Consider the following 22,599-nt stretch of genomic DNA (forward strand, 5'->3'; position numbering starts at 1 on the left):
AGCGCCCGACCGACGAGAACCGCATCCACCGCCCGCCCATGACCGCCCTGCTGTCCCCGCATTCCTCCATCGCCATCCTGGGCGCCGGCCTCATGGGCCGGCTGCTGGCCGCCGAGCTGGCGCGGCAGGGGCACGCCACGGAGGTGTACGAGGCCCAGGGCCCAGACGCCCAGGGTGCCGCCGCCCGCATCGCCGCCGCCATGCTCGCGCCGCTGGCGGAGTCCGCCATCACCGAGCCCGGCGTGGTACGCATGGGGCACCATGCCCTGTCGCGCTGGCCCCAGCTGCTCGCCGGCCTCGAGTGGCCCGTGTTCTTCCAGCAGGAGGGCACCCTCATCCTCTGGCACCGCCAGGATGCCGCCGAGGCTGCTCGGCTGCGCGGCGTGCTGGAGCGCACGGCCCGCACCGTGCCCGAGCTGCCCGCCCTGCAGGTGCTCGACGGCCGGGAACTGCAGGAGGCCGAGCCCGCGCTCCAGGGGCAGCGCTTCCACCAGGGACTCTATTTGCCCGGCGAGGGCCAGCTCGACAACCGGCAACTGCTCGCGGCCCTGGAGCATTCCATGCGCGCCCGCGGCGTCCGGGTGCACTGGCACAGCCCGCGCGCGCCGGAAGATTTCACGCCGGGCACGCCCGGCCAGCCCGACTGGGTGCTGGACTGCCGGGGACTGGGCGCCCGGGGCCAGTGGGCCGGACTGCGCGGGGTGCGCGGCGAGGTGGTCCGGCTGCACGCGCCCGGGGTGGCGCTGCGCCGTCCGACCCGGCTGGTGCATCCGCGCTACCCCATCTACATCGCGCCCAAGGAGGACCATGTCTTCGTGATCGGCGCCACCGAGATCGAATCGGACGACCTCTCGCCCGCGAGCGTGCGCTCCACGCTGGAACTGCTGAGCGCTGCCTACGCCGTGCATCCCGGCTTCGCCGAGGCCCGCATCCTCGAGATCGCCACCCAGTGCCGCCCCACCCTGCCGGACAACCTGCCCGCGGTGCGGTGCATCGCGCCGCGCGTGCTGCAGGTGAACGGCCTGTACCGGCACGGCTTCATGATTTCCCCGGCCGTCCTGGACGTGGTGATGGAATACCTGAACGAAGGACAATCACCCCTCGCCTCCCGCTTCGACCTGGCGCTGGACCTCGAGCCCGCCGCCGCACTGCCATGAACGTCGTCATCAACCAGAAAGCCACCGAGCTGCCCGAGGGCGCGACCGTGGCCCATGCCATCGCAGCGATCGCCGCCCGCCCGCCCTTCGCGGTGGCCGTCAACACCCTGTTCGTCCCCCAGGCCCGCCATGCCGGCCACGCGCTGCAACCCGGAGACCGGGTGGAGATCATCGCGCCGGTGACGGGCGGCTGACCCGCCTCCACCGCGCCCGACCGCCCGACGCCCTCGCCGGCCATACCGGTCGCCCCCGCCTTTCCCCCTTCGACATCCGCCATGCCCGACACCGCATCCGATGACGCCCTGGTCCTCTACGGCCAGCGCTTCGCCAGCCGGCTCCTGCTGGGAACCGCCCGCTATCCCTCGCCCAGCGTGCTGGAGGCCGCCGTGCGGCGTGCCCGCCCGGCCATGGTGACCGCCTCGCTGCGGCGCCAGGGCAGCAACCCCGCGGAAGCCGGCAACGGCTTCTGGGAATTGCTGCGCCGGCTGGACGTGCCGGTGCTGCCGAACACCGCCGGCTGCCACAGCATCCAGGAGGCCGTCACCACCGCCCAGATGGCGCGCGAAGTTTTCGGCACGCCCTGGATCAAGCTGGAACTGATCGGCGACGACTACACGCTGCAGCCCGACACGCTGAACCTCGTGGAAGCCGCCTCCCAATTGGTGCGCGACGGCTTCCATGTGCTGCCCTACTGCACCGAGGACCTCGTGCTCTGCCAGCGCCTGGTGGACGTGGGCTGCCAGGCCGTCATGCCCTGGGCCGCGCCCATCGGCACCGGGCGCGGCCCCGTCAATCCGTACGCGCTGCGCACGCTGCGCGAGCGGCTGGACGTGCCCCTGCTGGTGGACGCGGGCCTGGGCCTTCCCTCCCATGCCTGCCAGGTGATGGAATGGGGCTACGACGGCGTGCTGCTCAACACCGCCGTCGCCCTGGCACAGGACCCGGTGGCCATGGCCGGTGCCTTCGCCGACGCGGTGCAGGCCGGGCGCGCCGCCCGACAGGCCGGCGCCATGTCCGCGCAGGACGCGGCCCAGCCGAGCACGCCCGTGCTCGGCACCCCCTTCTGGCACCACGACCATGGCTGAAGACTCCACCATCCAGGCGATGGCCGGCGCCATCGTGCAGGCCCACGCTCCGGCGTTCGCCGGCTTTCCCGCCCAGCCCGCGCCGCCCCCCGCGCACGGCGGAGCGGTCTATGGCGCAGCCCTGCGCGCCTGCAGCCGGCTCGGCTTCATCGCCGTGGACGCCGACTGCCTCGCGCGCGCCTGGCAGGCCCGGACCGACCGGACGGGCCGCTTCGACGCGGCGCAGTGGCCCGATGAACCCGCGGACTTCGGCCTGCAGACCCGGCCCCATGCCCGCCCCTTCGCGCCCTGCCCGGACCGGCTCGGCCTGTACGCCGTGCTGCCCGACGCCCACTGGGTGGGCCGCATGGCCCGGGCCGGCGTGCCGACGGTGCAACTGCGCTTCAAGTCGGAAGACGGAGCGGCCGTCGAGCGCGAAGTGCGGGCGGCGGTCGAGGCGGTGCGGGGCACGTCTGTCCTGCTCTTCATCAACGACCACTGGCGGGCCGCCATCGACGCCGGCGCCTATGGCGTCCACCTGGGACAGGAAGACCTCGACGCCCTGTCCCCGGGATCGCTGGAGACGCTGCGCGCCTCCGGATTGCGGCTCGGGGTGAGCACGCACGGGTATGCCGAGATGGTGCGTGCCGACGCGGCGGCCCCCAGCTACGTGGCCATGGGCGCGGTGTTCCCCACGACACTCAAGAAGATGGCGACCGTGCCCCAGGGGTTGGCCCGGCTCGCGGCCTATGCGCGGCTCATGCGCGGCTATCCGCAGGTGGCCATCGGCGGGATCGGCGCGGAGCAGTTCGCCGACGTGCTCGCGACCGGCGTGGGGTCGATCGCCGTGGTGCGCGCGCTGGTGAACGCCCCGGATCCGGAAGCCGCGGCACGCGACCTCATGCAGCGCATGGGGCAGTAGCCGCCTCCGCCGGCCAGCTCCACATCAGCCCTTGGGCGTGCGGTTCTTGCGCTCGAACTCGTCCAGTTCCAGGCGCAGTTCCATCTTTTCATCCATGCCGAAGCCCACCGACTGGCCGGGCGCCGGCGGCGGCGTCACGGGCACCGGCGGCAGATCGCTGAGCGTGAGATGGGGTGGATCGGACAGATCGATGTCGAGCATCGCGTCCGGGTCCTCGTGCAGGGGAGACGGCGCGGTGGACGGGGCCCGCGGCAGAGGTGCCGGCAGCGACTCCCAGGTCAGGCCGGCCGAGAGCGTGTCGAACGAGCGCAGTTCCTCTTCGGGCTCGGCCTGCGCAGCACTGGCGGCACGGGGCGGTGCGGTGGCCTCCACTTCGTCGGCCGGGATGTCGGGCGGCGTGGTGCGCGGGCGCGGAGGCGCCGCACCGCGGGCGCTGGCGGGCGTGGTCTGCGCGATGGCCAGCAGCAGCAGCAGGTCGTCGAAGGCCGCCAGGTCGAACTGCCTGGCCTTGGGCGCATCGGCCTGCCGGAACAGGAAGCCCTCGATCACCGCGAGCACGGCCGGCGAAGACCATTCGGCCTCGATGGCCGCCAGGGCATCGGGGAAGCCCTGCAGGGTCTTGCCGCTGCGGTGGAAATTGCCGAACTCGGGGACCGAGACGTTGAACTGCGCGCAGAACTGCTCGCGCAACTGGTGGAAGCCTTCCACACGGCCGAGGGTGTGGTAGAGCCGCAGCAGTTCCAGGTAGGCGAATGCCGAGGTATCCCCATGGGCGGCGATGTGCTGCCTGAGCACGGCGATGGCCTGGTCGTGCTCGCCCACCGACACGAAGAATTCCGCCTGCTGCTGGATGTCGAACAGGTCTTCGGGCTGCGGTCCCGCCATGCGGGGCATCGCGGCAGCCACGGGCGCTGCCGGCGGCGCCGGCGCCACGACGGGAGCAGGCGCCGGGACGGCCGGTGCGGGCGCGGGCTCGGGAGCCAGCGGCGCGTTGCGCGTCATCACGGGCCCCTCCACCAGCACGGCGCTGGAGAGGGAATCCGCGAACGCGGGAAAGTGGAAGCTGTCCCGCGCGGCCGGGACGGCAGCCGGTACGGGAGCCGGTACGGGAGCCGGAGGCTCGGCCGGCACCGGCGGGGGCACCCTGGCTGCGGAGACCGAGGCCCGGCTGGGCATCACGGGCAGGCGCTTCGGACGCACTGCGGGCGCATCCGCCTGCGGCCGGGTCGCAGGCGCGGAGCCGTCCGGCGCCAGCGGCTCGCCGCCGGGCTCCCGGGGCTGGCTGCTGGCTGCGACGGCCTCGGTCCAGGCGGAAGCTGCCGCCCTGCGGGCGCGGCCCCAGAGCCATGCGGCCAGCAGGGCCAGCAGCACCAGCAGGCCCACCAGCACATAGACCAGGACGGCCGGGAAGCGATCGGACTCGGCGCTGTCCAGGCGTTGCCGCAGGTCGGCCGCCGCCGCGCGCTCGGATGCAGCACGCGCGCGCTCGGTCGCCACGGTTCCTTCGAGCTGTGCGACCTGGCCGGCAGCACGCTGCACATCCTCCACGGGGGTGTTGAGCGCCTTCCACAGGGCCGCGGCCTGCGCGCGCTGCCCGGGCGAAACGGTCTGCGCGGCATTGGCCAGTTCGGGCGACTGGCGCAGCGGCAACGGTCCGTCCAGCCAGACGTCCAGCGGCTCCATCACCAGCCGTGCACGCTCGGCCGCGGGCGATGCGGCAGCCACGGGAGCCGGCTTCGATGCACGGCTCGGCGTCCGGGGTGCGGCGGAAGGCGCTGCCGCGGCGGCCTGGCGGCTGGCACGCGCCGCCGCGGCGGGAGCGGCACCGGAAGCCGCGACACGGGGGCCCCGTTCGCCCGTGCCCTGGGCGGCAGCGGCGGTACCGGCCACCGGACCGGCGGCGGACGCCCTTGCTCCGGCCAGCCGGCCGATGTCCACCGGGCTGGACGGTGACGCCGCAGCCACCGCTTCGGGCAACTGCGCGAGGAAGGTGTAGCGGCGGGTCACGCCGCCGCTGCAACCGGCGGAGACCGTCGCGGTGACGACCGGCTCGTCCGCCGTAATGTAGGCACGCACGCGCACAGCCGGGCTCCGGCCGCTGCCTGCAGGAACCGGGGTGACCTGCACCTTGGAGTCCGGCACGGCGGTATCGCCGGACATGAGACGCACGCGCACGCAGGAAGACTCGACATCGCCACCCGGATCGGGCTGCACGTCGAATACGAGGTCCACCGGCGCACCCAGAACCACCGTGCCATGGCTGGCGCCCAGCGACAACGCCGATGCCCCCGTGGCCAGGGCGGAAAGACTTGCTCCGAGTATCGCGTTACTTATCTTCACAATAGTTGCATTCTTATTCGGTTCATTCTTGCACATAAAGCTGCCTGCTCCCTCACCGCCATAATCGCGCTCCATGACCAACCCCTTCCCTATCGTCGGCATCATAGGCACGGGCGCCATGGGCCAGGGCATCGCCCAGATGGCGGCGCAGGCCGGCAGCCAGGTGCTACTGCTCGACAACCGCCCGGGCGCGGCCGACACCGCGCAACGCAACATCCGGCAGCAGTGGGAACGCCTCGCCGCCAAGGGCCGCATCTCCGGCGACGAGGCCCAGGTATTGGCTGGCCGGCTGGCTCCGGCCGCTGCGCTGAAGGATCTCGCCGGGTGCCACCTCATCATAGAAGCGATCGTGGAACGCCTGGACGCCAAACAGGCGCTTTTTAGCGAACTCGAAGGCATCGTCCCGCAGGCGGCGGTGCTTGCCACCAACACTTCCTCGCTGTCCGTCACGGCCATCGGTGCGGCGCTGAGGCATCCGGAGCGCCTCGCGGGCTTCCACTTCTTCAATCCCGTGCCGCTCATGAAGGTGGTGGAGGTCATCGCCGGCCTGAAGACCGGCCCGGCGGTGTGCGACCGCCTCGCCGGCTTCGCGCGCGCCATGGGCCACACGCCCGTACGCGCGCAGGACACGCCCGGATTCATCGTCAACCACGCCGGGCGCGGCTTCGGCACGGAGGCGCTGCGCATCGTCAGCGAGGGCGTGGCCGACTTCGCCACGGTGGACCGCATCCTGCGCGACCAGATCGGATTCCGCCTGGGCCCGTTCGAGCTGATGGACCTGACCGCGCTCGACGTGTCGCAGCCGGTCATGGAATCCGTTTATCGACAGTATTACGAAGAGCCACGGTATCGCCCCAGCGCCCTGGCCGCGCAGCGGCTGGCCGCCGGCCTGCTCGGCCGCAAGACCGGCGAAGGCTTCTACCGCTACGTGGACGGGCAGGCACAGGTGCCGGCCGAGCCGCCCGCGCCCACGGTCGCGGAGATCCCGCCGGTGTGGGTGTCGTCGCGCGCCGCGCGGCGGGCCGAGGTGTTCCAGCTGCTCAAGGACCTGGGCGCCCGGATCGAGACCGGCACCTCCCCGTCGCCGCAGGCGATCTCCCTCGTGGCGCCGCTGGGCTTCGACATCACCACCGTGGCCGTGGTCGAACGTCTGGACCCGGCGCGCACCATCGGCATCGACATGCTGGTCGAGGACGCCGCCACCCGCCGCCGGGTGCTGGCCACCAACCCGGCCACGCGCATCGACATCCGCGACGCCGCGCACGCCCTCTTCGCGCGCGATGGCAAGGCCGTGAGCGTGATCCGCGACAGCGGCGGCTTCGTGACGCAGCGCGTGGTGGCCACCATCGTGAACATCGCCAGCGACATCTGCCAGCAGGGCATCTGCAGTCCTGGAGACATCGAATCGGCCGTCACGCTGGGCCTGGGCTATCCCCTGGGGCCGCTGGCCATGGGCAACCGCTGGGGCCCGGCGAACATGCTGGAGGTGCTGTTCAACCTGCAGACGGTATATGGCGATCCGCGCTACCGACCCAGCCCCTGGCTGCGCCGCCGCGGCGCGATCGGGCTGAGCCTGCTCCACGAAGAGGCCTGACGGTCTCTGGCACGGTGCGCCGCCGGACCGTGCCACCCCCTCCCACGCATCCGCCCGAACACAGCATCCCTATGCCCGCAAGACTCGAGAGCAGCACGCACGCCCACCACACCCTCGTGTTGACCATCCACCACCCGGAGATGCGCAATGCGCTCGATCCGGCGATCTGCGTTGCCGGAGTGGAAGCGCTGAACGGCGCGGAGCGCAGTGCCGACGTGCGCGCGGTCGTCATCACCGGGGCCGGCGCGCATTTTTGCGCCGGTGGCAACCTGCAGCGGCTGCAGGAGCGCCGCCAGGAGGACGCAGAGACGCAGGCGCAGGGCGTGGAGGCGCTGCACCAGTGGATCGAAACGCTCAGCACGTACCCGAAGCCCGTCATCGCAGCCGTGGAAGGCGCCGCAGCAGGCGCGGGCTTTTCGCTGGCACTGGCCTGCGACATGGTCATCGCCGCGCGCGATGCGGCCTTCGTGATGGCCTATGCGGGCGTCGGCCTCTCGCCGGACGGCGGCGCCACCTGGAGCTTGGCACGCACACTGCCGCGCCAGCTCGCCGCCGAACTGCTGCTGTGCGGCGAGCGCATCGGCGCGGAGCGCCTTCATGCGCTGGGCATCGTGAACCGGCTCGCGCGCCCGGGAGAGGCGCTTACCTGCGCGCTGGCCCTGGCCGACACCCTCGCCGCGCACGCACCCAACGCGGTCGCCAGCACGAAGGAACTACTTTCGGAGGCACCCGCAAACACCCTCACCCAGCAGCTCGCACGCGAGCGCGACCAGTTCGTGCGCAACCTGCAGCATCCGAACGCCGGCGAAGGCATCGCCGCCTTCCTCGAGAAGCGCACGCCGCGCTACCGCTGAGCGCGGTCCGGCCTGGCCAGGCCCCCGCCGTTGTCCCGCGCCGCACGGCGCGGGCGCGCACAGACACGCGCGCGACATCCGCGGGCCCGCGGCCGCCGGGCGGTCCGGTCCCGCGGGCGACAATGCTCCCGCTTCCAGTCACGCAAAAGACAGACCATGGACGACCCCATTCTTACCATCGAAGAACGAGAGGCGATCAATACCGGTCGCTGGTTTTCCTCACTTTCCCCTTCGCTGCGGCACGACATACTCCGATGCGCCTACGTCAAACGCTTCAAGGATGGCGGCCTGATCGCCGCCCGCGGCGATCCCCCCGAGGAGTGGATCGCCTGCGCGAAGGGTGCCGTGCGCGTGAGCTCCACGTCGATCTCCGGCAAGCAGATCACGCTGACGTATGTGGAGCCGGGCATCTGGTTCGGCGACGTGTCGATCTTCGACGGGGACCGGCGCACGCACGATGCCTACGCGCATGGGGACACCACCATCCTCTGCGTGGCGAAGGCGGATTTCCGCAAGATCCTCGCCACGCACGTGGAGTTCTACGAAGCGATGCTGCGCCTGCATGCGCGGCGCATCCGCCAGCTCTACGGCCTGGTGGAAGACCTCAATACCCTGCCGCTGCGCGCGCGGCTGGCCAAGCAGCTGCTGCACCTCGTGCGCAGCTACGGCATCCCCAGCCTGTCGCAGGGCGACGAGATCCGCATCGGCCTGCAGCTGGCGCAGGAAGAACTGGCGCAGTTGCTGGGCGCATCGCGCCAGCGCGTGAACCAGGAGCTGAAGGCCATGGAGCGCGAGGACGCCATCCGCATCGAGCCGGGCGGCCTCGTCGTGCGCGACCGTGACGTCCTGATGCGCATCGCCGAAGCCGACCACTGACGCCGACCTTCCCATCGCCAACGCACCACCTGCACGGAATCACCGCCCATGCCCTCTTACGAACACTTCACCGGCACCCGCCCCGTTTCCGAGCAGCATGCATTCGACACGGATGCCCTCTCGGCCTGGATGGCGGAGCAAGTGGAAGGCTTCGAGGGCCCGCTGGCGGTGGAGATGTTCAAGGGCGGGCAGTCCAACCCCACCTTCAAGCTGAACACCCCGGCACGCAGCTACGTGATGCGCGCCAAGCCCGGCCCGGTGGCGAAGCTGCTGCCCTCCGCCCATGCCGTGGAGCGCGAGTTCCAGGTGATGGGCGGGCTGGCCGGCACCGGCGTGCCGGTGCCGCGCATGTTCGCGCTGTGCGAGGACGAATCCGTGATCGGCCGCGCGTTCTACATCATGGAGTTCCTGCAGGGCCGCGTGATGTGGGACCAGGCCCTGCCGGACATGGATCCCGCCGGGCGCGGGGCCATCTACGACGAGATGAACCGCGTGATCGCCGCCCTGCACACCGTGCCCTTCGCCGAGCGCGGCCTCGCGGGCTACGGCAAGCCGGGCAACTACTTCGAGCGGCAGATCGGCCGCTGGAGCAAGCAGTACGTGGCCTCCATCACGCAGCCCATCGAGGCCATGGACCGGCTCATGGAATGGCTGCCGGCCCACATGCCCGCGAGCGCGCGCGACGAAAGCCGCGTCTCCATCGTGCACGGCGACTTCCGGCTCGACAACCTGATGTTCCATCCCACCGAGCCGCGCGTGATCGCCGTGCTGGACTGGGAGCTCTCCACCCTCGGGCACCCGCTCGCGGATTTCAGCTACCACTGCATGGCCTGGCACATCCCGCCCGGCATGTTCCGCGGCATCGGCGGCCTGGACCACGCCGCGCTGGGCATCCCCACCGAAGACGAATACATCCGCCGCTACTGCGAGCGCACCGGCTTCGGCACGCCCGAAGCGCTGCGCGCGGACTGGAACTTCTACCTCGCCTACAACCTGTTCCGCCTCGCCTCCATCCTGCAGGGCATCGCCAAGCGCGTGGAGGACGGCACCGCGTCCAGCGCCCAGGCGCGCGCCTCGGGCGAAGGCGCCCGCCCGCTGGCCGAGATGGCCTGGGGCTTCGCGCAGCGCATGTAGGCGCCGGCAGGCACGCCCCCGCTGCCCTCTTTCCGCGCACCCGCGCGGCCCGATTTCAACCGGAGACACCGCGATGGATTTCGACTACGCCCCCAAGACCAAGGAACTGCAGGCGCGACTGCTGAAGTTCATGGACGAGCACATCTACCCGTCCGAAGCCGCCTACACCGCGGAACTGGCCGCCAACACGGCGGCGGGCCGGCGCTGGACGGCACTCGACACCATCGAGCAACTCAAGCCCAAGGCCCGCGCGGCCGGCCTCTGGAACCTGTTCCTGCCGGTCGATTCCGCCGCGGCCTCCGGCTACGAAGGCGCCGGGCTCACCAACCAGGAATACGCGCCGCTCGCCGAGATCATGGGCCGCGTGCCCTGGGCCAGCGAGGTGTTCAACTGCTCCGCGCCCGACACCGGCAACATGGAAACCATCGCCCGCTACGGCAGCGAGGAGAACAAGGCCCGCTGGCTGCGCCCGCTGCTGGAAGGCGAGATCCGTTCGGCCTTCGCCATGACCGAGCCCGACGTGGCCTCCAGCGACGCGACCAACATCTCGACCCGCATCGAGCGCCAGGGCGACGAGTACGTCATCAACGGCCGCAAGTGGTGGATCTCCGGCGCGGCCGATCCACGCTGCAAGGTCTTCATCACCATGGGCAAGAGCGACCCCGAAGCGCCCAAGCACTCGCAGCAGAGCATGGTCCTGGTGCCAGCGGATACGGCCGGCATCCGCATCCTGCGCCCGCTCAACGTGCTGGGCTACGACGACGCGCCGCACGGCCACGTCGAGATGGTGTTCGAGAACGTGCGCGTGCCGGCCAGCAACATCCTGCTGGGCGAAGGCCGCGGCTTCGAGATCGCCCAGGGCCGCCTGGGCCCCGGCCGCATCCACCACTGCATGCGCCTGATCGGCCTGGCCGAACGCGCGCTGGAGCTGATGTGCCGCCGCGCCTCCTCGCGCGTCGCCTTCGGCAAGACCGTGGCCCAGCAGACGGTGACCCAGGAGCGCATCGCCGAGGCCCGCTGCAAGATCGACATGGCCCGCCTGCTCACGCTCAAGGCCGCCTGGCTCATGGACGTGGCCGGCAACAAGGTCGCCAAGACCGAGATCGCGATGATCAAGGTGGTCGCCCCCAGCATGGCCTGCCAGGTGATCGACTGGGCCATGCAGGTGCACGGCGGCGGCGGCATGTGCGACGACTTCCCGCTGGCCTATGCCTACGCCGGCGCGCGCACCCTGCGCTTCGCGGACGGCCCGGACGAGGTGCACCGCAATGCGATCGCTAAGTGGGAGCTGGGCAAGTATTCGGCCTATGGGCGGGGGGCCGAGGTGCCGGTGACGCGCGGCTGCTGAGTTGCTGCGCCGACGGTGGCGGCGTTACGCGGGCCGGGCTTCGGCCCGCAGCGCCACCGCCAGCCGCTCCATGTCTGATTCGCGGGTTTGGAGGGCTGGCGCCACCGTCAACACGCCGTACCTGTCGCGCAGCAGCGCCGCGAAGGCATTCGCCTGGGCCGCCGTGGCCATGCCCGGCTACTTGGTGCCATGATCTGCATTCCCGGCAGCTTGCGCGCTTGCACCACCCACAGGTCGCGCAGGTGGCGCAACCTAGTCGGCGTGCCGATCTGGCGGTGCAGGCGCAGCGCCTCGGCAGCGCATCCATGGCGTACTGCGCAGAGTCGTAATCCAGGTCCGCATAGAGCACCGTGTCGCCAAGCGACAGCCGTAAGTAGTTGATGATGAGCAGCTGCAGCGCCTCGGTAGCGCCGCGCGTGAGCGCCACTTCGGCCACATCGAACCCCGCCGCCGCGGCCACGGCCTCGCGCGCCGCTCGCCAGTCGGGCCCCATGCGGTTGCGCGCGTAATCGGTGTTCTCGCGGTTCACACGCAACGTCCACCGCAAATATTCCTCCAGCACCGGCCGCGCCATCACGCCCCAGTAGCCATTCTCCAGGTTGGACAGACGGGTATCGATGTCGTACAGGCTTCGCACGGCCTCGCAGCGCGCTGTGTCGGTGGCCACCGAACCACGGGGAGTCGGGAGTTCGGCCCAATCGGTCGCCCGGTCTACGGCAAGGCAGTCAAAAGACGAGTAAGCCTGCGGGGCAGCGTGGGTTGGGGCGGCGAGAGTAGCGGTGCTCCAGGCCAGCAACGGCGCGGCGGCAGCGGAGCCCAGGAAATGGCGACGATGGGGATAGTGGGATGGCTCAGACATGGCTGGGCGAATGGAACAAAGGACACATCGCACTAGACCATTAAAACGCATCGGCCAAACAGCGCGCAGGCAGGGTTATGCCTATGTCATGTGACAGAGGGCATCCCCGCTCGCAGGTGGCTGTCCACGGCAGAGGCACCGCTACCGTGCGCAGCCAGATCGCGTCGGTGCCATCCATCTCGCCGCGGCCGTGTGATTATTTCACTGCCATTAATCCAAAATATACAGCATTAAAACTCCTGAATCCGATTTTCTTGTCGCTCTGGAATCGGCGTTATTACGCAAGCCAAGCTTCGGAACGCAGAGCTTCGAGCAGCGGCAGTCCAGCCATGCACTCCACTGTAAGCCTGTTCATACGCGAGCAAAGCCGCGCGGTGGATGACCGTGGTCGGCCAGTGGGGTATCGACGTCCGCGATCGCTACCTGCGAACGTAGAGACAACCCGACACAAGCACTAAACCACGTATGCAACTTAATCAATCTCCAGATTTATATTGAAATCAACGAGAATTCTCAACATATCCAATCCTATTTTCTCCCCTCCCGAAACCAGCGTGCAGTAGAGAGTTTTCTTCAGATCCGGTTTTGCAAAGAAATTTGCCGAATCTTCAGGCATGGCAATCAAATTATTTTTCAACAGGCCTATCGCCCCGTCAATGCTTTCGTCCGGGCATTCAATTTTCAATGAAAGGTACGATTCTTCATAATTACCTCCCAGCAAGGCTCCCTGAACAGTTTTCCGTTCAGCACCAGCAGCCCAGATTCTCGCGATCGGCAGTTTAATATCAGATGCGAGTTTTTCAAGATCACAAGATTCGTGCTTAATTTGAAGGCTAATTTTACTTGGCATAATATTTAGCGGCAGAGGCCGGTAGGACGATTTGTAAACTGATCTGCAGGGCCATGATTGACTGCGCGACCATTCCGACCGCTTGTAACAACATCGCCGTTAGGAGCAATGCCAGTCCAGTCACGTGCCCCAGCCCCCACTCCGTCTTTAATATCATGGACATCACCCCGTCCAATTCCCATCTGATCTATCGGCTTGGTGCCTGCAGGTGCATCCACAGGCCTGGATTCATTGCCAGGCTTTGCAAACATGCGATCCAGCCCGTACCCCAATGTACCCAGACCAATGCCGATGGCAATGTCCGCGCCAGAAATAACAGCTGGGACAAATGGAATCACCATCGCAAACTCACCGGTTGGATCATAATACGAAGAAGGATTACCTTTCGCGTATAAAAACCTATTCCAACCACCCTCCAAGCCGATCGGATCGGCGTGTATATACCTTCCCGTCGCAGGATCGTAGTACCGATGCAGGTTGTAGTTCAACCCTGTCTCTTCGTCCCACACCTGACCCGGATAACGCAGGTCGAACCGGACCGGTTCACTGTAATTTCGGCCGGTGCTTTCACCGCTTTGCGCATAGCCTGTGAATCCTGTGGTCGGGTTTGCCTCTCCGAAGCCGGTGGTGAGCCACTGCCATACAACCTGACCTTGGGTGTTCGTCAGGCGGCGTGGGGTGTTCAGATGGTCTGCATCGATCGCGTACAGCCGACCGTTGATCTGCGCTGCCACGGGCAGCGGTCCTGACACAGTGGGCAGCCAGATCACTTCCGTGCTATCCATTTCGCCCGCCGGTGCACCGCTGTTGCTGCTGCGGCGATTGCCATACTGGCCCAGCACCGTACTGCCGATACCGTCATCCGCATAAACCGTTTGCAGGGTGATCGCGCTATTGGCGTTCGTACCAGAGATGCGTGCGTCGCTCTTCAAGACCCGCTGGCCCAGGGCGTTGGTGATGTAGCCCACGGCCAGCGCATTCTGGGGATCGGAAGTCGCACCTGCCCTGGCGATGCGGCCATCAGCACCATAGTGCAGATAGCTATCGCCCTTCTTCGTGAGCGCCCCGGTGGCGTCCTGGGCATAGGTGACATCGGTGCGGCGCGCTGCGGCGCCTGCGGGCGTGAAGGTCTCGGTGTAGCCCTTGAGCCGATTGCTGCCCGGCACGGGTTGATAAACCCGCTCCAGCTTGGCCGTTCCTGCCCCGGCAACACTGCTGTGAAAGGATTGGGAACGGTTGCCATTGGCATCCAGGGAGTAACCGCTAGAGGTAGCACCCACGGTGTCGCCCAGGCCCCAGCCCTTCGGCAGAGCAGCACTCGCGGGCAGGCTGTGGGCACTGCCGGTCAAGCGGCCCAGGGCGTCATATGTGAAAGCGCTCGACAGCAGCACCTGCTGCGCAGCACCGCCACTCGCGGCTGGCAGCATATGCTGCTGCTGGAGACCCGTGAGCCGGCCCGCGGCATCCCAATTCAACTGCGGCAGCACTCGGCTCGACGTCAACCGGCCCGCCACGCTATAGCTTCGCTGTTCTTTCAGGTTGCCGGCAGCCCAGGTCCAACCCGTAGGTTGCCCCATGGGATTCCAGGTGATTCCAGAGAGCAATATCTGGCCGTTCCATCGCAGCCCGACGAGTTGCCCGGTAGCGTCGTACTGGAACTGCAGGCGCCGTCCGCTGGGATAGGCGATGCTGGCGAGTGCCCCCGCACCGCCGCTGCCGGCCTCAACGTATGAATACCCCACCGACCGGGTATCGCCACTCGAGGCAAGTATTTGCGTCTTGCCCATGATCCTGCCCATCACGTCATAACGGAAACGCGTGGTCACGCCTGGGTCCAGAAGCTCACTCAAGGCTCCGACACTTGCCTTGGGCGCGTTGTTGGCGTTGTATGTGGCCCCTGTCAGGTCATAGCGCAACACACTCTGCTTTCCGTCAGAAAAAAGCAGCCGCGTGGTCCTTCCCAAGGCATCCCTGCTGACCTTGGTTGTGCGAGCCAAGGCGTCCGTCCATTGAATGGCACGCCCCATTGCGTCGTATTGGACATCCAGCGTACCGATGTCCGAGACCATTTCACGCGTGGGATTACCGCGAAGATCATTGGTATAAGTGGTGGCAACTCCAGCGTAATCAGTCGCGGACTTCATAACCCCCAGCCCATCGTACGCAAAGCTTGCTGTCTTCTTGTAGGGATCCGTGATCTTCGTGGTCAGACCGAATGCATTTCGGTCGTACTCATACCGCTGCTGAAGTGCATTGGTTTCGCTGGTCACTCTACCGTCAGGGTCGTAAGCATATATGTTTTTCTCGTTTCCAGACTGCACGCTTTCGAGCTGATTGAACGTGTTGTATTTCTTTTGTTCCAGCCACACGACCTTACCCGCAGCATCTTTAACCTCCGAGAGGAGCACATTATTGAAGCCATCATAGGCATATCTTCCCGAGCCACCGCGGTTATCGCGCCAGGTAGAAAGCCTGTGCGCATCATCATAAAAATAATCGACATAATATCCCGAAGGTTCTGATTTTCGCGATATTTTTCCTATTTGATTATATTGATAATTCCACGACAAGCCAGAAGAGGATACCTGCGTTACAAGGCGGCGAGGATCGGCACCACTAACGATGTCATATGAAACATCATTTGGGCGACGCATGTAGGAAAGATAACCATCCTGGTAATAATAGGAAGTTGTATGCCCAAGAGGATTTTGCACCTCCAGAGGTTTTGGTCCGAATGGATATCCGTAATTGTAGATCGTCTTGGCCCCATTGAAATCCGAAGACGAAACCAAGCGCCAACCATCATACTCCCAGGTTCGTACCAATGCTTTGGACGCACCATCCGCCTGTGCCGCATCATAGAGCCGTTCACTGGTCAAATTACCGTAAGCATCATAGTCGTATTCAGTGACCCTGCTTCCGTCCTTGATCCTAATAGGACGCCGGAAAACCAAATGCCAGTCCGTACTTACCGCCCTTTCATCTGCACTGCCTGCAGCGTGTGTCACCTTGACAGGCAATTTCCGTTGTTCATTCCAATCATAGATATTTCTACGGCCAGCAAAAGATTGCTCCGTTGAGACCAAGCCGGCGGAATTCACGGTTCGTGTAGCTACTGGGTCATAGGCCAAGGCAGGAACTGCCGAAGCTGTTGTAATAACCATGCTGCCATCTTGACGTGCAAAGCCGAACTCCCGCCGCTGACCTTGAGCATCCTTTACGAGCGCTTTTCCAGAAGCGATATTGGAATAATCGAACTCATACGCCAAGACATCACCAGCATGAGCAGCTTTCAGTGTGCGGCCTTGGTCGTCATAGTTGAAACTCGCATACCGCTTACCATCTTCATCGATGAGGCCCGTCAACAGCAACGGGTATTTTGAATTTTCATAGACATATTTCTTCGTGTAACTTCCACCGTAGGAAACAGCGCTCAGGCTGAAGCTCTCAGCGCTAATCCCTGCATACGAGTAGGAAATTATCGATCCGTCCGGCCGATTCATACGTTCGACGAAACGACCGCCGTTCCTTTCGAAAGTGATGCTTCTGCCAAAATGATTCCGGATGCCCGTCAATGCAGCACCGAAATATTCATACGAAACGATCCATCCATTCCTATAGCGGCGCTCCAGCAGCTTGCCTGCGCTGTCAAACTTGAACTTCGAATCATCTTCGGCATATTTAACGTTCCAAAAACCAGAAGCCTGGCTCATGGAGTCCCCCGGCTGCTTGGCGACCCACTCTCCTGCCGGGTTTCGGTTGAATTCGCGCTCAAAACCATTACCAAAAACCATGGTGGCAACACCACCAGTCACATTCAAGACAATGGCATGATTATGACTCCATTGAGACCCCCACCCATGATTCGGCCGGACAGAGCCCAAAGCCCAGTGATTGCGATAAATGCGAATAAAATCCAGCCCTGATTTTTGCGGATCAATAAAATCGGCCTGTTCTTGAAAATTCTCTCCGGTGGCAGGAACCACAGGGTCACCCATACACATTCCGTCCTGGGGGCCTGGGAACGAAGAAACCGGAGCAGTTCGATCTCCGTCAGGAGAGGGTGGCGGTGGTGCAGGCGGCCCCGGGGGCGGTGGAGGTGGAGGTGGAGGTGGAGGTGGAGGTGGAGGTGGAGGTGGAGGTGGAGGTGGAGGTGGAGGTGGAGGTGGAGGTGGAGGTGGGGGTGGCGGCGGAGGGGGTGGAGGAGGGGGCGGCGGATCGAGCAGCCACTTGTCAGCACACCAGCCGCTTACGGGATCTCTGAGATAGGGATTCTCCGGGCCATTGCTGGGAGGGGGACAAACGCAGTCGTCAGGCCCTTTTCCGTTGTCATATGCCCAACGGCTAAATACCCAGCGGGATTCATTCCCCACATACAAAGGATGATTGTTTTCTTTTTTATTGCAAACCCCCAAAATCATGTAAGGGTTGTCCGCATATTCATTTTCATTCTGTGGACAACGGTCTCCCGCAGGGATGCACAATTGCTGCGATGGAACGACTGCACAATATTTCATCCTTTGCCGCAGGATAGGCTCGAGCGCAGAACAAACACCACTGGGCTCCGATGAAAGCGGAGTATGGTACACATCTTCCGAAACATAGCCAAAAACCGGACCTCTGACGGGATATTCTGCGTGAGCGACAGAAATTATACCAAGCCAGCACCATACCCCGAACACTCTTTTTGACCCGAACATTTTCCCTCCAATTAAATTCAATGATTTATTAATATAATTTAATAATTATTAATACAACCTAAAAACAACCATCCCCGATTGAAAATTCTCCAAAGTCCAACCATCGCCCTCTTCCAACGACTGGCTGGATGCTAATAAACAGGCTACGGCTTGAAACCCCAGTTTGCGCTTTGCCCTCAATAAATATTAACGCTAAATCTTGACAGTAGTTAAGTCAATACGCATCTAGACCTCAAGAAGAAAACTATCGACCCACACACACCGATTGCCTCGTTTTCACGGAGTCAACTCGGACTCGTGCCTCCACCGCCCCGGCCGCAACTGCAACGCCCGATACCCCCCCTCCACCCACTCCCCCCGCATATCCCGATACCGCGGCGAGAACACCAGCCCGCTCTGCCCCGTCTGGTAAATGAAGCGCGAGGCCTCCAGGTCCGACAGGTCATAGACCGCCCGCAGCGAAGCGGCATGCCGGTTCACGAACGGCCCGTCCTGCTTGCCAAGGTCGTACTGCCCGACATTGACCGTATAGGCATCGCCCGGCGACGGCACCTGCACGTCGAAGAACCGCGCCAGCGCCGGCACGTTGCCGAAGGGCCGGTGCACGCTCAGGGCCGGGTGGGCGCGGCCCCACTGCCAGCGGGCGGGGTCGGGCCCCTGCTGCGCGGCCAGCCGTTCCAGTGCGCGGCCCAGGGCCTCGGCGGACTGCCGCTCGCAACCGGAGGGCTGGCACCACCAGGCGTCGTTGCGCTCGAGGATGCCTTCCAGGCCCGCGCGGTAGTCGCGCCGGCCATAGGTGGCGGCGAAGCGCTCGGCGCCGATGCGCGCAGCGATGGTGCCGCGGGCCAGTTCGTCCACCCAGGCGGCGAAGACCAGCGGGGCGGCCCGGTCGGCGCGCATGGCACCGTCGAATCCCCGCAGTTGTGCCGCGACGGCGCCGGCCAGCGGATGCGGATGCCCCGCCAGCGCCCGCTGCAGGTAGGGCAGCAGGCGGCGGGTGGCGAGGGAAACGACATCGCCCTGCAGGCGCTGCATGCCGGCCATGTCGATCTTGCCGGCGGCTTCGAGCTGCTGCACGATGCGGTCGTGCCGGTAGGGCAGCGCCCAGTCCTGGGTCAGGAAATGCGGATAGCCCTCGGGCGTGATGCGCTGGTTGGCGGTGGCGATCCAGCCCCGGGCCGCGCCGTCGTCCTGCGGCGTCTCGGCATAGGGCAGCCAGCCCTGCCAGTCGTAGCGTGCCTCCCAGCCGGGGGCGGGCGCGACGCCGTTCAGGTCGTTGCCTGCGGCGCGCACGGGCACGCGGCCGACGGCCTTGAAGGCGATGCGCCCCCCGGTGTCGGCGGCCACGACGTTCTGCATGGGCGAGTGGTAGTCCGACAGGGCATCGAAAAGCTCTTCCACGTTGCGCGCATGGTTCAGGCGCAGGCCCGCCAGCACGGTGCGGTTGTCGGCGTCCAGGGCGCTCCAGCGCAGCGCGAGCACGGCGCGCTTCAAGTCGAGCACCCGGCCATGGGATTCGACCACGTCGCTCAGCACCGGGCCGTGCCGGGTGGCGCGCAGCGTGACCGCCACGTCGGGCTGGCCCTTGACGCGGATGGTCTCCTGGCGCTCCGTGAACTCCGCCCAGCCGTCGGGCGTGCGGTAGCGGCGCGGGTTGTCCGGATCGATCCGCTCGATGTAGAGGTCCTGCACGTCGGGGCTGGTGTTGGTGAAGCCCCAGGCCACGCCCGCGGTGCGGCCCAGCACCACGAACGGCAGGCCCGGCAGGGTCGCGCCGACCACCTCCAGGGGAGGGATGCGCGAGCCATCGGCAGCGCGGCCTTCCGGTGCATGCAGGGCGGCGTAGTACCAGATGGCGGGCGCCGAGAGGCCCAGGTGGGGATCGTTGGCCAGCAGCGGCTTGCCGCTCGCGGTGCGCGACCCTGCCACCACCCAGTTGTTGCTGCCCTTGCCTTCGTTGGTGCCCGCGTCGCTCACCAGCGCGCGCGACCAGTCCAGCCATTGGCGCGTGCCGTCGCCCGCCAGGGCCGCCACCATGCCGGGCACGGCGGTGGAGGCAGCGGTGGATGTGCCGGAGGAAGTGGCCGCCGCGGCAGCGCCCTGCCCCGCGCCGCGGTAGATGCCCAGGCCCCGGTAGAGCGCGGCCAGGTCCACGCGGGTGGCCGGCGGCTCGCCGGGGTACGGGGGCAGCAGCTGCCACAGGCGGTCGGTGTCCAGCGACTGGGCGAGCGAGAGGCGCGTGAATTCCTGGCCCCAGTTGCCGCCCATGTCCAGCGCCATCATCAGCGCCCAGCCCACGCTGTCCTCGGGGGTCCAGGCGTCGCGGCCGTCCTTGCCGTCCGGGGGCGGCACGCCCAGCAGCAGGAATTCCGGCGGCAGCGCCCGGCCGCTGCGGTGGAAGCTGCCGATGCCGCGGGCATAGGCCTGCAGCGCCTCCTTCGCCGGGGCCGGCAGGCCGGCGTACTGGCGCCGTGCGGTGCCCATGATGTCCAGGGCGCGCATCAGCTTGTCGGTGTCCAGCGCGGCGGGGCCGAACAGTTCGGACAGTTGCCCGTGCATAAGGCGCCGGTTGAACTCCAGCTGCCAGGCGCGCTCCTGGGCATGCACATAGCCCAGGGCGAACCACGCGTCCTTCGCTGAGGCGGCATGGATGTGGGTGACGTCGGAGGGGTCGCGCCGCACCTGTACGGGTTCCACGAGCCCGGGCGCGGAGAGCCGGCCGTCAAGCGCCGGGAAGCGGCTCTGCACATAGCACGCCACCACTGCGCCGCCGAGCAACGCGAGCGCCACCGCCGCCACGGCGCTCCAACGCATCCAGGATCCTGCTTTCCGCTGTCGCAACCGCATGGTTTCGCCCCTCTCGAGATGGAGCACGATTGTCGTGCAGCAACGCGGCCGTGGGCGGCCCGTGCGCGGGAAATCGATCAGTAAGGCGGGAGCGTGTCCCAGGTTTCCGGCAGCTCGGTGTCGGTGACGCCGAACCCCAGGGTGGGCGTGTCCGTGCGCCCGAAGGGTACGCCCAGCGCGATCTGGCCGCTGCCGTGCAGCAGGCAGGCGGAGCGGCGCAACGCCACCACGGTTTCGCTGCCGTCGAACCGCACCCAGCTTCCGTAGCTGCTGAGGTCCGTGAACACCACGGTGCCGCCGCGCCACTCGATGCGCGCATGCACGCGCGACACGCGCGGGTCTGCGACCCGGACCGGCGCCTGCGAGCCCCGGCCCACGTGCAGCGGGCTGTCCGACGCACCGAAGGTGCGGATGGATCCGGACCATGCCAGCTCGATCCAGGTGTTGGGTGGGTGGATCGGTGCCAGCTCGCTCGCCAGGCCGGCGCGCTGCGTCAGCGGGCCATGCTCGTCACCGACCCGCCAGTCCACCTGGTACACCATCAGCGGCTCGGCCCGGCCGCGCAGTTCCAGCGCACCCATGCGCACGTAGCCCGCGCCCTCCACGCTGCCCGCTATTTCCACCGTGGCGGCATCGGCAAGGATCTCGCGGGCACCGGCACGCTCGCACAGGCGGGAGGCGATGTTCACCGCGTCGCCATAGGTATCGCCGTCCACTTCCACCAGTTCGCCGTAGGCCATGCCGACGCGCAGGTCCATGGCGCCATCCGGCTTGCCGGGCCGCTCGTGGTGGCGGCGGGCCATGTCCACCACCGCGGCGACGGCGGAGGCCGGCTCGCTGAACACGGCCAGCACGCCGTCGCCCAGCGTTTTCACCACCCGCCCGCCGTGAAGGCCGAGCGCCGCCGCCATCCATTCGGTCAGGCCGGTGACCGCCGTGGTGGCGCGGGTGTTGCCCTGCGCCTCGAACAGCGCCGTGGTGCCGACGATGTCGGAAAACACGACGGTGTGCCGGACGGTTCTCATGGAGCGGTGCTCAGTGCCCGGCGGCGTGGCCCCAGTAGATCAGGGCGTCGCGCCCCTCCACGGAGAGGGAGACCGGCGTGCCCACCGGCAGCAGCACCTTGGTGGGCACGTGGCCAAACGGCAGGTTGGTGAGCACGGGCGCATTGATGCGGGTGCGCAGCCAGTCCACCACGGTCTGCAGCTTGAAGCCCTTGTCGTGCAGCGCGAGCTGGTAGCCGGTGAACTGGCCGAGGACGACGGCCTTCTGCTGCGCGAGGATGCCGGCGTGCAGCAGCTGCGTGAGCATGCGCTCGACGCGGTAGGGATGCTCGCTCACGTCTTCCACGAACAGGATCCCGCCCTTGACCTGGGGCAGGTAGGGCGTGCCCACCAGCGAGCAGAGCATGGCGAGGTTGCCGCCCCAGAGCGTGGCGTTGCGGATGTAGCAGTCCTTCACCGCGGGCTTTCCGTCGGCCGCCGGCTTCTCGCTGTGCATGCGCCATCCGGCGCCCTCGCCGTGGCCGGTGAACAGGTCGTCCAGGCAGGCCAGCATGATGTCGTCGGGCTCGCCGTCGCAGCCGAGGTCGCCGACCAATGCCGGCCCGGCCCAGGTCATGGCGCCGGTCTTCGCGAGCAGCGCGGCCTGGAAAGCGGTGAAATCGCTCAGGCCGACGAACTGCGTACCCCTCTCCACGGCCTTGGCCACGGCCTTGTAGCGGATGCCGTCCAGGATGCGGGTGAGCCCGTAGCCCCCGCGCGAAATGAGCGCCACGTCGGCGCCGCTCGCGGCAGCGCGGTGGATGGCGGCGAGGCGGGTGGCGTCATCGCCCGCGAAGCGGGTATGGACGGCCAGCGCATCCGCATCCACTTCCACCTCGTGCCCCATGGCCTGCAGGCGGGCGACGCCGCGCTTGAACGCAGCCTTGTCGCGCACGGCACCGGCCGGCGAGTAGATGTAGATGTGGCGCGGGCCATGGTCGTGGCCGCAATGCGAATGGTCGTGATCGTGTTCGGACAAGGCTCGTCGGGCCGAAAGGCCCGCTCCGGCAA

17 protein-coding genes and 1 pseudogene are annotated in these 22,599 nt (G+C 66.7%); 9 read left to right on the forward strand and 9 right to left on the reverse strand.

Annotated elements, in window-relative coordinates; all coding sequences use genetic code 11:
- Window positions 1-38 precede the first annotated feature (38 nt).
- The 4 genes from BLR05_RS03020 to BLR05_RS03035 all read left to right on the forward strand — a co-directional run bounded on the left by BLR05_RS03020 (window position 39) and on the right by BLR05_RS03035 (window position 3,143).
- Window positions 39-1,157, forward strand: a complete 1,119-nt coding sequence (locus tag BLR05_RS03020) for an FAD-dependent oxidoreductase (protein ID WP_092832247.1) — start codon at window positions 39-41, stop codon at window positions 1,155-1,157.
- Complete coding sequence (gene thiS, locus BLR05_RS03025) at window positions 1,154-1,351, forward strand: sulfur carrier protein ThiS (RefSeq protein WP_092832248.1); 198 nt, start codon at window positions 1,154-1,156, stop codon at window positions 1,349-1,351. The genes BLR05_RS03020 and thiS overlap by 4 nt, the downstream gene beginning before the upstream one ends.
- 81 nt (window positions 1,352-1,432) lie before the next feature.
- The gene (locus BLR05_RS03030; RefSeq protein ID WP_092832249.1) at window positions 1,433-2,242 is read left to right on the forward strand and encodes a thiazole synthase; all 810 of its coding nucleotides are present in this window, start codon (window positions 1,433-1,435) and stop codon (window positions 2,240-2,242) included.
- Window positions 2,235-3,143, forward strand: a complete 909-nt coding sequence (locus tag BLR05_RS03035) for a thiamine phosphate synthase (RefSeq protein ID WP_092832250.1) — start codon at window positions 2,235-2,237, stop codon at window positions 3,141-3,143. The genes BLR05_RS03030 and BLR05_RS03035 overlap by 8 nt, the downstream gene beginning before the upstream one ends.
- A 24-nt stretch (window positions 3,144-3,167) precedes the next feature.
- Here BLR05_RS03035 and BLR05_RS03040 read toward each other — a convergent pair whose 3' ends face one another.
- Window positions 3,168-5,483: a hypothetical protein gene (locus BLR05_RS03040; protein ID WP_244160032.1), complete on the reverse strand. Its 2,316-nt coding sequence runs from the start codon at window positions 5,481-5,483 to the stop codon at window positions 3,168-3,170.
- A gap of 73 nt (window positions 5,484-5,556) precedes the next feature.
- On the opposite strand from BLR05_RS03040, the gene BLR05_RS03045 reads away from it, so the two are divergent.
- The 5 genes from BLR05_RS03045 (at window position 5,557) to BLR05_RS03065 (ending at window position 11,289) form a co-directional block, all read left to right on the forward strand.
- Window positions 5,557-7,077 (forward strand): 3-hydroxyacyl-CoA dehydrogenase, encoded by a 1,521-nt coding sequence (locus BLR05_RS03045; RefSeq protein WP_092832252.1) that lies wholly within the window; start codon window positions 5,557-5,559, stop codon window positions 7,075-7,077.
- A 71-nt stretch (window positions 7,078-7,148) separates the two neighbouring features.
- Complete coding sequence (locus BLR05_RS03050) at window positions 7,149-7,931, forward strand: oxepin-CoA hydrolase, alternative type (RefSeq protein WP_092832254.1); 783 nt, start codon at window positions 7,149-7,151, stop codon at window positions 7,929-7,931.
- Between the two features lie 156 nt (window positions 7,932-8,087).
- Entirely contained in the window at window positions 8,088-8,807 is a 720-nt protein-coding gene (locus BLR05_RS03055; protein ID WP_013594630.1) for a Crp/Fnr family transcriptional regulator, read from the forward strand.
- 48 nt (window positions 8,808-8,855) lie between these two features.
- The gene (locus tag BLR05_RS03060) at window positions 8,856-9,941 is read left to right on the forward strand and encodes a phosphotransferase (protein WP_092832255.1); all 1,086 of its coding nucleotides are present in this window, start codon (window positions 8,856-8,858) and stop codon (window positions 9,939-9,941) included.
- Between the two features lie 73 nt (window positions 9,942-10,014).
- Entirely contained in the window at window positions 10,015-11,289 is a 1,275-nt protein-coding gene (locus BLR05_RS03065; RefSeq protein ID WP_092832257.1) for an acyl-CoA dehydrogenase family protein, read from the forward strand.
- A gap of 24 nt (window positions 11,290-11,313) precedes the next feature.
- Here BLR05_RS03065 and BLR05_RS26975 read toward each other — a convergent pair whose 3' ends face one another.
- The 8 genes and pseudogenes from BLR05_RS26975 to BLR05_RS03100 form a co-directional block, all read right to left on the reverse strand.
- Window positions 11,314-11,460, reverse strand: a complete 147-nt coding sequence (locus BLR05_RS26975; RefSeq protein ID WP_230680900.1) for a hypothetical protein — start codon at window positions 11,458-11,460, stop codon at window positions 11,314-11,316.
- Between the two features lie 115 nt (window positions 11,461-11,575).
- Window positions 11,576-12,199 (reverse strand): annotated as a pseudogene (locus BLR05_RS27580) (aminotransferase class V-fold PLP-dependent enzyme); the annotation flags it as partial.
- Between the two features lie 421 nt (window positions 12,200-12,620).
- Window positions 12,621-12,998: a hypothetical protein gene (locus BLR05_RS25660; protein ID WP_143015853.1), complete on the reverse strand. Its 378-nt coding sequence runs from the start codon at window positions 12,996-12,998 to the stop codon at window positions 12,621-12,623.
- A 5-nt stretch (window positions 12,999-13,003) separates the two neighbouring features.
- Entirely contained in the window at window positions 13,004-16,996 is a 3,993-nt protein-coding gene (locus BLR05_RS25665; protein ID WP_167361181.1) for an RHS repeat-associated core domain-containing protein, read from the reverse strand.
- A 55-nt stretch (window positions 16,997-17,051) separates the two neighbouring features.
- Window positions 17,052-17,228, reverse strand: a complete 177-nt coding sequence (locus BLR05_RS26445; protein ID WP_167361182.1) for a hypothetical protein — start codon at window positions 17,226-17,228, stop codon at window positions 17,052-17,054.
- 746 nt (window positions 17,229-17,974) lie between these two features.
- A complete protein-coding gene (locus BLR05_RS03090; RefSeq protein ID WP_225979305.1) occupies window positions 17,975-20,512 on the reverse strand; it encodes a penicillin acylase family protein in 2,538 nt (845 codons plus the stop codon).
- A 110-nt stretch (window positions 20,513-20,622) separates the two neighbouring features.
- On the reverse strand, window positions 20,623-21,570 hold the full coding sequence (locus BLR05_RS03095) for an adenylate/guanylate cyclase domain-containing protein (protein WP_092832260.1): 948 nt from the start codon (window positions 21,568-21,570) through the stop codon (window positions 20,623-20,625).
- A gap of 10 nt (window positions 21,571-21,580) precedes the next feature.
- Window positions 21,581-22,567, reverse strand: a complete 987-nt coding sequence (locus tag BLR05_RS03100; protein WP_092832261.1) for an LD-carboxypeptidase — start codon at window positions 22,565-22,567, stop codon at window positions 21,581-21,583.
- Window positions 22,568-22,599: the final 32 nt, after the last annotated feature.

This window comes from Paracidovorax cattleyae (assembly GCF_900104515.1).
GTDB lineage: Bacteria > Pseudomonadota > Gammaproteobacteria > Burkholderiales > Burkholderiaceae_C > Paracidovorax > Paracidovorax cattleyae.